This window comes from Labrys neptuniae (assembly GCF_040797145.1).
In the GTDB taxonomy this organism is placed as follows: domain Bacteria; phylum Pseudomonadota; class Alphaproteobacteria; order Rhizobiales; family Labraceae; genus Labrys; species Labrys neptuniae.
This window is the reverse complement of record NZ_JBFNQD010000032.1, coordinates 1-13,743: the sequence shown is the minus strand read 5'-3', so window position 1 is coordinate 13,743 and position 13,743 is coordinate 1. Positions and strand designations below refer to the sequence as shown.

Below are 13,743 nucleotides of genomic sequence, written 5' to 3'. Positions count from 1 at the left end.
GATCAGTTTGTAATGGAGTGGATGATACTGGTACATGTCTCCTCCATAATCATTCCAATTGCATGTTACATCTGCGTTTAATAGGCTCTTGTTCGTTAATTTGTTGCCTATGACGTAGGGGATTTGTCGTGGAGCTAGACGCCGCTAGTGCTGCCTATATTCAGGCGAGCCGCATCCTGAGAGTGGAATCCCCGCTCGGTGCCGATGTCTTGCTGCCCGAGCACGTCGAGATCCGCGAAGCCATCAACGATCTCTTCACGATCGTGATCGCGGTTCGCTCCAAGCGCACCGATATCCGGCCGGACGAACTGGTGGGCCGCCTCGTCGATCTGTCGCTCGAACTTGGCCAAGGCGGGCGCCGCACATGGAACGGATTGACCGTCTCGTTGGTGGAGGGGCCGGCCGTAACGCGTGGCCTGCGCTCCTACCAGCTCGTGGTGCGGGCGAGCCATTGGCTCCTGACGCAAAAGACGGACTGTCGCATCTGGCAAAATCAATCGTCACTGGATGTCGCGCAAACCTTGCTGGCCGAGCACAAGCTCATTGCACCGGCCGTGAATGGAGCTATCCCGCCGCCGAAACCGCAGACTTTTTCGGTCCAGTATAATGAAAGTGACTGGAACTACCTGACCAGACGCCTCGAACAGGATGGGCTGTATTATTGGTTTGAACATGCGGGCGGCGAGGTCGGATCGGTTGCAGCCAAGCATGTCATGCATATCGCCTCCCATGTCTCCGGCTATACCAAGGGCTCGGAACCCGATGTCCGCTACGCCCTCGGCTCGACCGATCGCAACCACATCACCAAGCTCGAACGGCGCTTCCACTATGTGCCGGGCAAGCGCAGCGCAGGCGACTGGAATTTCCTGACCCCTTCCAGCGTCCCGACCGCCGACACGCCCTCTCTGGTCTCGTTGCCCGGGAACGAGGCCTACGAACTTTTCGAATATCCGATGGTCGGCGGCTACGGCAGTGATGGCGCCTCGGCGCAGATCGACCGCGGGACGGTCGAGGCACTATCCAAGCTGAGGATGCAGGCGGCCGAGGCCGAGCACGAGCGGGTGGAAGCAGCGTCCAATGTCCGCACGCTGGCTCCCGGACAACGCTTCAAGCCCTACGACGTGGCCAATCCCGGCAACGAATTCGAGGAGCATGTCACCTTCCAGATCGTGCACACCGCCCGTGACCGCTCCTACGAAACCAATGACGGTGACCCGGAATATTCCAACCGCTTCATCGCCCTGCCGTCGCGCGTCCCGGCAACACCGCATCGCACGACGCCGCGCCCGCGGATCGACGGCACCGACATCGCCGTCATAGCCGGTCCGCCCGGTGAGGAAATCCATCCTGATGAATTTGGCCGGGTGAAACTCTGGTTTCCATGGGATCGGCGCGCCAAGAAGGATGGCAGCGACACTTGCTGGATCCGGGTGGCGCAGAACTGGGGCGGGGGAACGTGGGGCAGTCAGGTAATCCCGCGCATCGGCATGGAAGCGATCGTTGCCTATCTCGGCGGCGATCCAGACCGACCGCTCGTTGTCGGCCTCGTGCCGAATGCTGCCCAGAAGGTGCCCTACGAACTGCCGGCGAATAAGACACGTTCGACCTTTCGCTCCAACTCGCACAAGAGCACGGGCTTCAACGAATTCTCGCTGGAAGACAAGACCGGTGGGGAGAACATGTTCTTCCATGCCCAGAAGGACCACACCACCCGCGTGCTCAACGACCGGACCGCCCGGATTGACAGCCACGATATTCATTCAGTCGGCGGCAACCGGGCGGTCGAAGTCGCCAACAATCAGAAGCACGAGGTCGGCGGCTCCTATCATCTCACGGTGGGCGGTACCGGCGCAGGCGCACTTGGCGCATTGGCCGGTGTAGCCGGGCTCGCGGGGCAAACCGCCAGCCTGTTGCAGCAGGCGGGCCAGATCGCGGGTGGCGGTGGCCCGGAGCTAGCCTCCTTTGCCATGTCGGTGGGCTCCTCGGCTCTCGGCTTCCTGTCTCGTGGAGGCTTGAACGCGCGTGACGGTGTGGTCTCCGGCCCCAATCCTCGAGCGGACGCCGGTACGGCGCTCGCGGGCGCCGGCGCCGGTATGGGGCAGGATGTCGGTGGCCTCTTCTCCCTGCCGGGCATGATGTACACCGTGGCTGGCACCTTCAAGCATGACAGCATCGGTATTGCTCGCGCCGAGCAGATCGGATTGAGCAAGGTCACGCATGTCGGGGCTTCCTTCGTCACCCACGTCGGGAAGGCGCATGCACTTAAGGTCGGCGAGACATCGAAGGTCGAAATCGGTAAGGCCCAAAAGCTCGAAGTCGGCGAAGCCTTCGAGACCAAGGTCGGTAAGACCAATGTCATCGACGTCGGTCAGACCTTCGAGATCAAGGCCGGCGAGAAATTCGTCATCACCGTTGGCGGGACCCGTTTCCAGATGGACAAGTCCGGCATCGTCACCATCGAGGCGCCGACGATGACGATCGTCAAGGGCGGCGGCGCGCAGCTCACGGTCGGGCCGGGGCCGATCCTCTATGTGCCGACGCTTGTGCCGGGGGCCGTTCCCTCACCGCCGGCGCAGTGCCTCAGGCGCATGGCGGCCAATTCCACGCCGTTCGTGGTGCTCTGATGACCGAAGAAATCCCCAATCTTGATCTGCCCGATCCAGAGGCCACGGCCGAAGCCCTGCGTCAGGCGCTCGGCAAGATGCCGCGTCCGCTCTTCGCCGTGTTGGACGGTGGCTTGTTCGACGACCTGCCGGGCGATCTCACGCGCAAAAATATCGCCTGCCGGTCGCTGTTCCTCGATCATGCCGACAAGGATATAGAACTGGCCGGCCCGTGGCTGGTGGCGCTTGTCGATGATGACACCTTGAACCATGTCGCGGATCTGGCCCTCGCGAAGCCCTGCGCCGTGTTTTGGTCCTGCCCGGGCGGAGATATGGCCCTCTGGCGTCACCTGCGCACCATCAATGAAATCCTGATTCCCGCCGAAACCGCCTCAGGCGAGGGCATTGGTGAGAGGCCGTCAGGAGAGTTCCGGCGTGTCCTGTTCCGTCATTGGGACCCAAATGTGTTCGCCAGCGTGCTGCCGCTGCTGAGCGGGGCGCAGTTTGCCCGCGTCTTTGGTCCGGCCGAAGTCATACTGATGAACGCACCCGATTATGGCGGTCTCAAGCGTGCTACCAAGCGCACGGACTGGCCAGAACCGGCAAGAGGACTGCTGCGCATCGAGTCTGATCAGATCGGGCGATTGCAAGAGGTTATGGTGCATTCCTCCCGACTGCGCATCGCACGCTATCTGAAGGAGAACATTCCTCCAAATCCACCGGGTATATCCGACGAAACGGCTTGGCGGGCGACCCTCGCCAACGAAAAGACCTCCCATCAACTCGGCATTCAAACCGAAGCCGGCAAGGCGCGTTGGGCCTATCTGAACATCGTCTCCGACAACAAGGCCACCGAAATTCCGGAAATCCGGCGATACATCCAAAATGGCGAGGAGAGCCCCGACGAACAGGTCCGCTCTCTCATGCGTCACACCATTGATGCGCTGCGCACTTACGGGAAGGGAGTGCCAGCATGAGTGGTGCACTCGACACGGCACTAGGCTGGGGCGGCAGCATGGTGGGCGGCGCCGGTGGAGGCGCTCTCGGCACAATGCTTTGCGGTCCGATCTGCGGCTATATCGGCCGTGCGATCGGCTCCAAGGCCGGCGAAATGGCGGGAAGAGCAGCAGCCGGCTGGATCGCGACCCAAATGGAGCAGGCCGACACCAACGCAGATTCGAAGACAAAGGCAGAGGCCAGAGCCAAGCCTTGCGAAACCTGCACGAAAATCGAATGCTTCGAGCCGCCTAAAGGGAGTGACGAGAAACAGCGCGCTGATTTCGAGAAGCAACTTAAAGACCAGCAAAAAGCAATTAACGAGATTCCTCCAGACAAATTGCTTGATAACATGGCGAAGTACGGTCAGGTCAAGCGAGGCCCCGGAGATGCTAGAGCGCGGCAGGATATTCGTGATCAGTACGTCGACAATCGTACTCGTGATCTTACGAGAGATTATTTGAAGCAAGGCACGCCAAATGCGGCTGAGGAAGCAGCAAAGGAAGCAGCGAGGGAAGCTAGCACTCTCGATGCGCTTCACACACCGGATTTGAGCGTGGGCGGTGACGGAACTTTTTCGCCTGACAATGGAGGGATGGGCGACCGCAGCAACAATCGCTCAATCGGTTCACAGTGGGGTAAGAAGGGGCGTCGGAACGCTCTGAAAGAGCATGCTGAGGATGCCAAAAAACAGGGGAAAAAAACAAATGTGACACTTGAGGTATGCCCAGAGAACGGTAGCAAAAGTGGCGATCCTTCCTCGAAGCCGGTGAAGCCCTCCGACCCCCTAGAACTAGTGCCCGATCCCGGACAGGGCACGGGTGACTATATGTCTTGAAGGCTTACAATGAGATTGTTGTGCAATAAGAGGGGATACAATCGTGGCGCTGAATGATCACTTCCAATACATCATCGGTCGCTTTGGTCGGCCGGAAGGTGGCGCCGCTCTGCCTACGGATGCAGATCTTGCCGCATATCGCGAGATCGTCCCCCCCTCTATGCTCGATTTCTGGAAAGAATGCGGTTTCGGCCTCGTTCTCGACGGCTATTTCCAGTTCTGCAATCCCACAGCTTACCAGCCGCTCATTGAGCAGATATTCAAAGGCGACAAGGATTTCGATCCGAAACTGATTTGCCCAATCGGCTTTTCCGCGTTCGGAAAACTGCTTTTGTGGCACAAGCAGTATTTTACGATCGACCTCGACCTCATCGATTTGAGAATGTCGTGCGCCGGCTATTTCAGGCGAGAAGATCCCAATGAGCAAGATATTGTAATTGCTAGTGTCCTCATGAATTTAGATGGAAAGAGCTTCGACAAAAACGACGAGGACGGAAAGCCACTCTTCAAACGAGCTTTAAAAAAGCTGGGGCGCCTAACTCCAGACCATATTTATGCCTTCAGACCTGCTCTCGCCCTAGGCGGTACACCGGATCTAAAAAGCCTAACCATCTATAGTGCTCTGGAGCATATGAGCTTTCTGTCGCAGCTTGGCTCCATTAAACTTATCGACTTTTCGAAACTCGGACAGACGTCGTCGCCGTAGGCGACAGAGTGCATGCAAATCGCGTCAATGGCGAACTGCAAGAACTACCTGCCGATGTCTCTTTCCTCCGATTGGAGACCGAAAAGCCGATCGCTCGGGCCACGTTTCTGGCTAAACGGACTGATCAAGAGTTGGGCACCACGCTCGAACCCAAAAAACTGCCTGTCGAAGTCGGTTTTTTCCTTCGCTCGAGCCCGCTCAAGGCCATTGAGTCCATCTGCAGCCCGTCGAAATCCGTGTTGGCTTGCTATGCCTCTCAGGTTAGCGTTCGCCGTTCTCGTTTGCGCAAGGATCCACGGATGCCCACTGGTACCGTCAAATGGTTCAACGCCCAGAAGGGATATGGCTTCATTCAGCCCGATGACGGAGGGGGCGATGTTTTCCTCCATGTCAGCGAGATTGAGAAGGCAGGCCTTGATGATGTCCACGAGGGACAGAAGGTTGCCTATGAACTTGTGACCGACCGCAAGACGGGCAAGGCCAAGGCCGGGAATCTGAAGGTCCTGTGACCATGGCCCGACTTACCTACTATGTCGTTCTGCCCTTCGTTCGGACGCAGGAGGGTGCGTTGCTGGCCATCGACGGGGAGGACGCAGCCTCCGGCGATATGGGGCGCGCTCAGGCCGCGGCCATCGTTGGTCGCTGGCGAGGTGACGACGATATTGTCGGGGCCATTGCCTTCTCGCGTAGCGGGGATCCCGACATCGGCTACTTCGACGATGCTGAGATCCTCGGCCGCTATGGCGAGACGCCGGACGACCTCTTCGGAATGAAATGATTCCCCAATATTGGGTGACTGGTCACGTTCTGTCCTTGCAGGGATGTCAGGCCACGCCCGGGGTGCCGATAGCGTGATGCCGAAACGGCAACACCTGTTGCCCATTCTCGGACTACCCGGGGGCCGCCGATCCCGGAATCCTTCTCCTGCCCTGATAGGGGCAGATTGGGGGAGCGATGGGCCCAGATTCATCCCGGTGGCGCGCCGCCGCATATTACGATCATGTCAATGAGCTGTTCCCTACACGACCTTCCACGATAGCTTGGCCACGCAATCGGTGATTTCGCCGGCTGGACGCGGATAGGTCAGGCCGGTCTGGACGCTGATCTAGGGGCATTATGTCGAACGCCGTCATCTCGCCGCACCCAAGATCGCCGCGATCACGCTACGCAGCGGAACGGAATGTGGCGGGGGCGACTATGGGCCGAACGGCGGCGGCTTCGATCAAACTGGCTACGGAACCTTGACGTTTCTCGATCTTGAACCAACCAGACGCTAGGTCGGAGTTGGGCTCGCGCGGGCTAGCAACTGTGTCTAGGTAGCTGGGTTTGAGCGCCATGGAGTGGCCGCTTTAAGGATGGCGTTTGCGATTGTGACCAGCTTTCGTGCAATTGCGACGATGACGAGCTTATGGCGTCCGCCGACACTTAATGTGACAACGCCCTGGCCGGGCCAGCTCCCCATAATAGGTCCGCAGCAATCACCATGGCCTCCTCACGTGACGAGGCAAGCTTCATCGGATAGCCCCAGAACTTGGCGAAGGCTACACCGAACGCCTTGAACGCCAGACGCTTGGCAGCGTTAGGCTCGATTACGATCATCGCCAGCACGAGCGCACGTAGCTCTACCTTGTGCTTCTTCATCCACAGCGACGTGCGCTTCTTTTCTTCCTGGCTATGCTCGTGGTCTTCGGCCGGAGCGGAATCGGCCAAGATCACGAACGGCGTGCCGCGTTTCAGATTCGCCTCGAACGCCTCGAAGTCCTCGTCGTGGTCGTGATCGAGACCTTTGTCGAAACTCATCCAGACGAGCGGGAAGTTCGTGCTGTCCAAAGGCATGTATCGTCTCCTTGCTGGGATTGGATGCTTTCAATTCGAGCGGACGTGCCGCCACGACATGGTCAGCGCAGTTGCGCCCGGAAGCGTGACGGCCAACAGTTCCAAGGCAACGAGATGACCGCCGTCGCGTAAACCATCAAATATGCCAGCGAGCGTGCTAAGAGAGAAAAGCACTCCGCCGAGAAGAATCATGACCCAGTCGGCAGTGCGTCTCCCGGCGAGTGCCAGCAACGGCGGGACCACCCAGGCGCCGTAAAAAATAGATACCCCCCACAACGCGGCGGGGCCAAACGTAATGGCCTGCATTGTCCCGCCGCTTCTGACGTAGCCGTTCAGATAAGAGAAGCACTGAATCGTGACGAAGATCGCGGCGCCGACGGCTGGGACAAGCCACGCGAGTGCGAGCTTAACTGGTTTCGTTTCGATCACGTCGACACTCCTATCCGAATTTGGTCGATAGGGCAGTCGCGCGCCGCCCCTTTCGAAAATGAGCGTGTCGTAGGCGCGGCATATCCCTCGTGCACGAAAACAATAGGTCTTTCGGTTCTTGGCGTCATTGCGTAATTCTGCCATTTTATGTTTTAATCCGGCCGAGATCGAAACCGCCGAGGCCTTTGATGTATCTAGATGTCCGTAGCGATTGGCTTTCCTACGTCGACGAGATTCCGCGCGTTCTCGTAGCGGCCAACGCCGTCGCTAATCTCGAAAGCCTGGAGCAATCGTCGAGACACCAGCATAAGAAAGCGCAACTGCTCTTTACGGTCCGCGGCATCATCAACTGCAAGGTTGAGGACGCTGTCTGGATCGTGCCGCCGCAATGCGCCGTATGGATTCCCGGCGGGCTACCCCACACCGTTTTCGGCTCCGGCGAGGTGGAGTGTATCAACCTCTTCATTGATCCTTCTGAGGCTCCGAACCTGCCGAGCGAATGCTGCACGATCACGGTGTCGAGCTTTTTCCGCCATCTGCTGATGCGGGCTAACGAGCTTCCGGAGCGCTATGACGTCGATGGCCCGGATGGCCGAATCGTGTCCGTTATCATCGATGAGTTGGCCGTGGCACCGGTCGAAGATCTCCGCCTCCCGATCCCTCGCGATTCGCGCCTGAAGAAGCTCACCGACATGTTGATCGCGGCGCCTGCGGATCACGCCACGGTCGCAGAGTGGGCCTCCCGCATCGCGCTCAGCGAGCGCAGCTTGAGCCGTATACTGGCGGAAGAGGTGGGCATGAGTTTCGGCCGCTGGCGCCGGCAGCTGCATGTTGTTCTCGCCTTGCGGCATCTGAGCGCCGGCCAGACAGTCCAGGCCGTCGCGATGGATCTCGGCTATGAAAGCGCCAGCAGTTTCGTGACCATGTTCCGAAAGATGGTCGGCAAGCCGCCGAGCCGCTATCTGTTGGAGCGTCTTAGGCCTGCACCTCGCAATCATGGCGAGCGATAGGAACTGCTGGGTTTCATCCAAGATCGTCGAATAGCGAATGCTTCGGCAGGGCGGCTGTCCCGACACTCGACGTGTTCACGATCAAAAGCTCTTTGTCATCCCGAGCCCGACGATTCGGCCTGGTCCGACAGCCACGGTTTCGAGGCCACCATAGACCGAGCCGAACGTCTCGTAACGGTCGTTGAGGAGATTTCGCCCGAAGGCATAAAGATCCAGATCGCCAGCATCGTTCTTCCATCCGATCCGGGCATCCACAATATGGTAGGGCTTCAGATCGAATGAATGGTCGACATCCGCCGGACGACTCCCCGTGAACTGATACTGCACCCCAAAGGACAACGAACCCGGCAGATTCAAGGCGCTGGCCGAGGTATCGTATTGCAGCCCTGCCGTGGCGGTCCATTTCGGTGTGTTGGGTACGCCGTTCCCGGCGACAGTATTGGTGTTGGCGCCATTGGTTCCCAGCTCGCTGTGAGTGTAGCCGAGGCCGCCCGTCAGAGTCAGCCCATTCGAGATGAGCATACGGCCCTGAAGCTCGAAGCCACTGGTCGCGTAATCTTGGTAGGTTGTGCGGAACGCCCCGAGCGCAGGATCGAGGTAGCTCATGACGCCATTCTTGATGTCGTTGTGATAGACGCTGGCATTGAGCTCGAGGCGGTCCTCGAACAGGCTTGCCTTCATGCCTGCCTCATATGTCCAACCTGTCGCCGCTGGATATGGATCGGCTACGACGCCCTTCACCGGGTAACCGAACAGTGGATAGACACGAGTGGCATGTCCGCGCGCCAGCGAGAGATAGGTCCGAATCTGATCCGACCACTTGTAAGAAAGCGCCATACGGCCCGTTGGATAAGTTTGCGAGGTCGAGTTCGAGCCTGTCAGGTCGGCAATATTCCTTGAGTTGGTACGCTTGAGCTCGATGTCATCATGACTCAATCGACCGCCGATCGAAAACTCCCATCGCTCTGCGAACGGAATTGAGATGTCACCGAACACGCCGAGGTTGGTGCTGTTGAGGTCGGTGTTCATCGTGATGGTGTCGAAGTAGGGCGCAGGCGCGCATTGCTGGCCGATGCATGCACGGCTCCCCTCGGTGCGAGTAACAGTGGCGCCCATGACCCACCGGATCGAAGAGCCTTCAAGCGAATTCAGTCGCAACTCCTGGCTGAAGACGTTCTCTTTATCCTTGAGATCACCACGCGAGCTGAAAGCCGGAAATCCGAGTCTGTCATAAAGTAGCTTGTCGGCATTGTCGGTCTTGCCGTCCATCTCATTGTGCTGATAGGCGCTGACGGAGGTGACCCTGAAAGCGTCGAATTCGCGTTCCACGGTCAGCGTAGCGCCACCTTGGGTGGTCCGCGAACTCGGTTCAGACAAGGTTCCGCTAATTGGAAATCGTGACGTATCGCGTAGGAGGAAGAACGGCGCGTTGCCTTCATCCCGGAGGTAGCTGCCGGTAAGCGTGACAGTCGTATTGTCGATTCCGGTGAAGTGCAGCCCGCCACGAAATGCCGCGATATCGCGCTCGCCGAGCTTATCGGTGAACAAGCTGCGGACGTCGCCATCCTGGTGACCGAAACGTATGGCCATGCGACCATCAAGTGCGCCCGGGATAATATTGCCGCCCAGAACCATCTCACCCATGCGATAGCCGTTTGTGCCAATCTCGCTGGTCACATGGATATCACGCACCCCGTCCGGCTGATTGGTAACGACATTGATGGCGCCTCCGAGTGCATTGCTGCCCCATAATGTGCCCTGCGGGCCGCGCATAACCTCTATTCGACTGACATCGAGGAGAACGTTGGAGGCACTCATTAATGTATTCGGCACACCGTCGATATTGAACGCGACCGTGCCATCTGAGAAATTGACGGGCGTTCCGAGCGAACTCACGCCGCGAATAGAGAAAAACTGCGAACCTGCGGCTCTGTTGATCCACTGCACATTTGGCGAATTGCGGGCAATGGCAGCGCCTGGATCGAATGGTGCAGCCGTCAAACTTTCCGGGGGAACTACGGTGATGCTTTCGGGGACCTTTTGAAGGTTCTCGTTAGTTTTTCGAGCCGTAACCACCACAGGATCGAGGACTATAACGTCCGCCTCGGCATTCGTTTGAACGGGCTTTGTCTCAGCGGATGCCGTTTGCGCCTCGGCGGCACAGCCCCATCCTGAAGCAAGAAACGTAGCAAGCAAATATATTGAGCGTGTACGCAGTTTGTAATTATTTAAATCAGTCATTTGTCACCCAGCCTCCAGTAAAATGCGGTCGACAAATCGCGAGTGATCCGCATTAACACCTGAATAAACTGGAGTTTGCTGAACGAGATTTCTCTGTCCCGCCAATCTGTATGTCTATCCGGCCAAACTGCGGTCTCGGCCGTGTTGCTGCGGGTCGCAATGGAGACGTCAGCAGGCTGGGTATGTTGGTGACGACCTGACGTGCTCCCGCAAAACTAGCTCAGTCTGGACTGGAGTTTTCCATGTAATGAGGTGCTCCCTTCCGAAGCGCCGAACGGCCGCACCGCCGTCCTTCTGCATGGCAAGAACTTTTGTGCTGCGACGTGGGAAGACACGATCAAGGCGCTTACCTCGGCTGGCTATCGCGTCGTTGCGCCAGATCAGATTGGCTTCTGCACCTCCACAAAGCCGGAGAGCTATCAATACAGCTTCCATCAACTGGCAGCGAACACCGCGGCTTTGCTCGCCAAAATCGGTGTCCTGCGGGCGACATTCATCGCTCATTCGACTGGCGGCATGCTCGCCACGCGCTATGCCCTTCTATATCCTAAGCGGGTTGAGAAGCTGGTTCTGGTCAACCCTATCGGCCTCGAAGACTGGAAGGCATTGGGCGTTCCCTATCGCACCGTGGACCAATGGTATGCTCGCGAACTGAAGCTGTCAGCCGCTGACATCCGCAACTACGAGCGTAACACTTACTACGCCGGGCGTTGGAAACCCGAATTTGACCGCTGGGTCGATATGCTCGCTGGCCTGAATAAGGGGTCGGCAACAAGTTGGTGGCGTGGAATTCCGCCCTCATCTACGATATGATTTTCACTCAGCCAGTGGTGTATGAGTTTAAGAACCTTGTAGTTCCGACCGTGCTGATGATCGGAGATGCTGATACGACCGCGATCGGGAGCGATGTGGCGCCGCCCCAAGTGAAGTCGAAAATCGGGCACTACAATGTACTTGGCAAAAAGATCGCTGCGATAATTCCCCACGCGACCTTGGTTGAGTTTCCGGGGCTCGGGCATGCGCCGCAGATGGAAAAGCCTGAGCACTTCCACAGATTGTTGCTCAATGCGTTGACACAAAACTAAGCAACGTGAAGCGCCACGGCGCGTCAATTCTTCTACCAAACGTTCTTGATCGGTAATCTCCGCTCCAGCTCATGGTGAGGTTGTAGAGCGTCTTGTGCGGCCCACTAGGTTTGCATACCAAGGCTAAACTGAAGATAGGGCGATCCCTGCGCTCGGTTCCTCTATTAGGGGGCAGTTCCGGGTGAGGGCGGAATGACACTTTAAGCTTTTGACTAGGTTGGCCCCTTGGCTTGCTGCCTTACGCTTCCGGTCTCCCCCCGCGTAGCGCTTCCGCCGTTACAAGCCCGGCAATCTTCTCGGATAGCGCAGGATTCGATACAGCCCGAGCGAGAGTGACACCACCGGTAAGCATGGCGAGCAATAGAATAGCCCGATCTTCTCGCGAGGTATCTTCACGATCAGTTTGCGCACCTTCCGGGAGGCCCGCAGCGATTTCCGTGATTAGGCGCTCGAGTTCTTCGGTATAGGCATTTCGGGTTTCGTTGTCGGTGCGCATGACGTCGGCCGACAAGCTTGGCAACGTGCAGCTTTCACCGAGATCGCATGTCCGCTTGTATCCCAAATAATAATTGACGAAGTTTTTCAGCCAGCCCTGTGGATGTTCGGCCTTGAGGGCTGATATTCCCAGACGCAACTCTTCTAGCCCGGCAAGGACGGCGACGCGGAAGGCCTCGCTCTTTGATCGAAAGTGCCCGTAGAAGGCGCCGTTCGTCACTCCTGCTGCCTTTGTCAGCGCGTCGATGCCCGCGCCACCATATCCTTCCTTACGAAACACCTGCCCAGCAGCGGCGATGACTTTCGCCTGGGTACGCTTCTTATGTTCAGCGCTGTAGCGCATATAAACCTCATAAAGAGCAGGCGCTCTTTTTGTCTTGCATAGAGAGTTTTCACTCTCTATTGATAGAGAGCGTCCGGTACATATCGCACTCGGACTTGTCTAAAACAAGGAGAGACCATGCCCATCACACTGACCATCCCGGAAGGCCTGCTGTCGCCTACGGCGCAGGCGGAGGCCTTTGCAGGACTGACAGAGGCCGTCCTCGAGGTCTCCGGCCTCAATGGAAATGCGTTCATGACGTCGAACGTTGTCGGCTCGATCAATGTCCTTCCCAAAGAGCACGTGCTTGTGGCCGGGAAACCAGCGGAGGCGGCGTTCGTCGAACTGAAACTGCCCGAGATCGCCCTGGCGACGCCGGAAGCCAAGCGGACCTTTATCGAGAAAGCAACCGATGTGGTCGAACGAGCCGCAGGCGGGCGGCTCCGACGCGAATATATTTGGTCGAACATTGTCTATGCACCTGAGGGAGCTTGGGGGATTGCTGGCCGCAGCTATGATAGCGCCGACCTTATCGGCGCCATCACGGGGTCGGCTGCGTAACCACATTGGACGCCCAGAAAAGCCGGGCCGGAAGGCCCGGCAGCAATAGGAATTGATCTATGCAACTGGCTAACTATCTCTTCTTCACCACGCAGTGCGATGCTGCGCTCACCTTCTATACGGAATGCGGCCTTGGTCGGGTAACGATGTTGATGCGCCACGGAGATCACGGCATTCCTCTCGCCAGCGAGGAGATGAAAGGCAAGGTGATGCATGCCCGTTTCGAGGGGCCGGGAATTCTGTTCTTCGCCTCGGACAATCACGACGCAGAGCCGATGAGAGGCTCGGCCCATATTCTCATCCTGGATGATCGTGGTCGGACGGATGACCTGTTTGCGAGGCTGGCGGCTGGTGGCAAGGTGACGACACCACTCGCGATGCAGCCTTGGGGGAGCTACTATGGCAAGCTCACGGATAGGTACGGGGTTCAGTGGATGCTGGACTGTACAGTTTAGGGTCTTCAAAGCGATGGCGCTGGACGATGCTGGTCACTGTATTCTTGCTGAGGCCAAGGTCGCGCGCGACCCAACGGTAGCTGCGACCTTTGGCCTGCTGCCGGTTTTTCGGACACCAGGTTAAGCTAACATAGCTTTCTCCTCGAACTCGACAGGGCTCATATAT

At 58.0% G+C, this 13,743-nt stretch carries 15 protein-coding genes; 11 read left to right on the top strand and 4 right to left on the bottom strand.

The window, feature by feature from the left end; all coding sequences use genetic code 11:
• Nucleotides 1-128 precede the first annotated feature (128 nt).
• The 6 genes from ABXS05_RS34210 to ABXS05_RS34185 all read left to right on the top strand — a co-directional run bounded on the left by ABXS05_RS34210 (nt 129) and on the right by ABXS05_RS34185 (nt 5,921).
• Entirely contained in the window at nt 129-2,624 is a 2,496-nt protein-coding gene (locus ABXS05_RS34210; RefSeq protein ID WP_367626998.1) for a type VI secretion system Vgr family protein, read from the top strand.
• Nucleotides 2,624-3,580: a DUF4123 domain-containing protein gene (locus tag ABXS05_RS34205; RefSeq protein ID WP_367626997.1), complete on the top strand. Its 957-nt coding sequence runs from the start codon at nt 2,624-2,626 to the stop codon at nt 3,578-3,580. The genes ABXS05_RS34210 and ABXS05_RS34205 overlap by 1 nt, the downstream gene beginning before the upstream one ends.
• Entirely contained in the window at nt 3,577-4,437 is an 861-nt protein-coding gene (locus tag ABXS05_RS34200; protein WP_367626996.1) for a polymorphic toxin type 15 domain-containing protein, read from the top strand. The genes ABXS05_RS34205 and ABXS05_RS34200 overlap by 4 nt, the downstream gene beginning before the upstream one ends.
• Before the next feature lie 43 nt (nt 4,438-4,480).
• Nucleotides 4,481-5,143: a GAD-like domain-containing protein gene (locus tag ABXS05_RS34195; protein WP_367626995.1), complete on the top strand. Its 663-nt coding sequence runs from the start codon at nt 4,481-4,483 to the stop codon at nt 5,141-5,143.
• 299 nt (nt 5,144-5,442) lie between these two features.
• Nucleotides 5,443-5,652 carry a cold-shock protein gene (locus tag ABXS05_RS34190; RefSeq protein ID WP_367627020.1) on the top strand — a complete coding sequence of 70 codons (210 nt, stop codon included), beginning with the start codon at nt 5,443-5,445 and terminating at the stop codon, nt 5,650-5,652.
• A gap of 59 nt (nt 5,653-5,711) precedes the next feature.
• Nucleotides 5,712-5,921: a hypothetical protein gene (locus tag ABXS05_RS34185; protein ID WP_367626994.1), complete on the top strand. Its 210-nt coding sequence runs from the start codon at nt 5,712-5,714 to the stop codon at nt 5,919-5,921.
• A gap of 647 nt (nt 5,922-6,568) precedes the next feature.
• Here the strand turns inward: ABXS05_RS34185 and ABXS05_RS34180 are convergent.
• Both ABXS05_RS34180 and ABXS05_RS34175 read right to left on the bottom strand, forming a co-directional pair.
• The gene (locus ABXS05_RS34180; protein WP_367626993.1) at nt 6,569-6,979 is read right to left on the bottom strand and encodes a hypothetical protein; all 411 of its coding nucleotides are present in this window, start codon (nt 6,977-6,979) and stop codon (nt 6,569-6,571) included.
• Nucleotides 6,980-7,009: 30 nt separating this feature from the next.
• Nucleotides 7,010-7,408, bottom strand: a complete 399-nt coding sequence (locus tag ABXS05_RS34175) for a hypothetical protein (RefSeq protein ID WP_367626992.1) — start codon at nt 7,406-7,408, stop codon at nt 7,010-7,012.
• A gap of 188 nt (nt 7,409-7,596) precedes the next feature.
• Between ABXS05_RS34175 and ABXS05_RS34170 the strand changes: the two genes are divergently transcribed.
• Complete coding sequence (locus ABXS05_RS34170; protein WP_367626991.1) at nt 7,597-8,418, top strand: AraC family transcriptional regulator; 822 nt, start codon at nt 7,597-7,599, stop codon at nt 8,416-8,418.
• Nucleotides 8,419-8,499: 81 nt separating this feature from the next.
• On the opposite strand, the gene ABXS05_RS34165 is transcribed toward ABXS05_RS34170, so the two are convergent.
• Nucleotides 8,500-10,659, bottom strand: a complete 2,160-nt coding sequence (locus ABXS05_RS34165) for a TonB-dependent receptor (protein WP_367626990.1) — start codon at nt 10,657-10,659, stop codon at nt 8,500-8,502.
• A gap of 252 nt (nt 10,660-10,911) precedes the next feature.
• Between ABXS05_RS34165 and ABXS05_RS34160 the strand changes: the two genes are divergently transcribed.
• Nucleotides 10,912-11,472, top strand: a complete 561-nt coding sequence (locus ABXS05_RS34160; protein ID WP_367626989.1) for an alpha/beta fold hydrolase — start codon at nt 10,912-10,914, stop codon at nt 11,470-11,472.
• Nucleotides 11,469-11,744, top strand: coding sequence for an alpha/beta fold hydrolase (locus ABXS05_RS34155; RefSeq protein WP_367626988.1), 276 nt, complete (start codon nt 11,469-11,471; stop codon nt 11,742-11,744). Before ABXS05_RS34160 ends, ABXS05_RS34155 begins: the two co-directional genes overlap by 4 nt.
• Nucleotides 11,745-11,982: 238 nt before the next feature.
• On the opposite strand, the gene ABXS05_RS34150 is transcribed toward ABXS05_RS34155, so the two are convergent.
• Nucleotides 11,983-12,582 carry a TetR/AcrR family transcriptional regulator gene (locus tag ABXS05_RS34150; RefSeq protein ID WP_367626987.1) on the bottom strand — a complete coding sequence of 200 codons (600 nt, stop codon included), beginning with the start codon at nt 12,580-12,582 and terminating at the stop codon, nt 11,983-11,985.
• A gap of 117 nt (nt 12,583-12,699) precedes the next feature.
• On the opposite strand from ABXS05_RS34150, the gene ABXS05_RS34145 reads away from it, so the two are divergent.
• Nucleotides 12,700-13,122 (top strand): tautomerase family protein, encoded by a 423-nt coding sequence (locus ABXS05_RS34145; protein ID WP_367626986.1) that lies wholly within the window; start codon nt 12,700-12,702, stop codon nt 13,120-13,122.
• A 59-nt stretch (nt 13,123-13,181) separates the two neighbouring features.
• Complete coding sequence (locus tag ABXS05_RS34140; protein ID WP_367626985.1) at nt 13,182-13,577, top strand: VOC family protein; 396 nt, start codon at nt 13,182-13,184, stop codon at nt 13,575-13,577.
• Nucleotides 13,578-13,743 lie beyond the last annotated feature (166 nt).

Excerpts from the sequence above, each read along its gene's own strand:
- ABXS05_RS34205 (WP_367626997.1), top strand. The coding sequence starts at position 2,624 with ATGACCGAAGAAATCCCCAATCTTGATCTGCCCGATCCAGAGGCCACG.
- ABXS05_RS34200 (WP_367626996.1), top strand. The coding sequence starts at position 3,577 with ATGAGTGGTGCACTCGACACGGCACTAGGCTGGGGCGGCAGCATGGTG.
- ABXS05_RS34190 (WP_367627020.1), top strand. The coding sequence starts at position 5,443 with ATGCCCACTGGTACCGTCAAATGGTTCAACGCCCAGAAGGGATATGGC.
- ABXS05_RS34180 (WP_367626993.1), bottom strand. The coding sequence starts at position 6,979 with ATGCCTTTGGACAGCACGAACTTCCCGCTCGTCTGGATGAGTTTCGAC.
- ABXS05_RS34170 (WP_367626991.1), top strand. The coding sequence starts at position 7,597 with ATGTATCTAGATGTCCGTAGCGATTGGCTTTCCTACGTCGACGAGATT.
- ABXS05_RS34165 (WP_367626990.1), bottom strand. The coding sequence starts at position 10,659 with ATGACTGATTTAAATAATTACAAACTGCGTACACGCTCAATATATTTG.
- ABXS05_RS34155 (WP_367626988.1), top strand. The coding sequence starts at position 11,469 with ATGATTTTCACTCAGCCAGTGGTGTATGAGTTTAAGAACCTTGTAGTT.
- ABXS05_RS34150 (WP_367626987.1), bottom strand. The coding sequence starts at position 12,582 with ATGCGCTACAGCGCTGAACATAAGAAGCGTACCCAGGCGAAAGTCATC.
- ABXS05_RS34145 (WP_367626986.1), top strand. The coding sequence starts at position 12,700 with ATGCCCATCACACTGACCATCCCGGAAGGCCTGCTGTCGCCTACGGCG.
- ABXS05_RS34140 (WP_367626985.1), top strand. The coding sequence starts at position 13,182 with ATGCAACTGGCTAACTATCTCTTCTTCACCACGCAGTGCGATGCTGCG.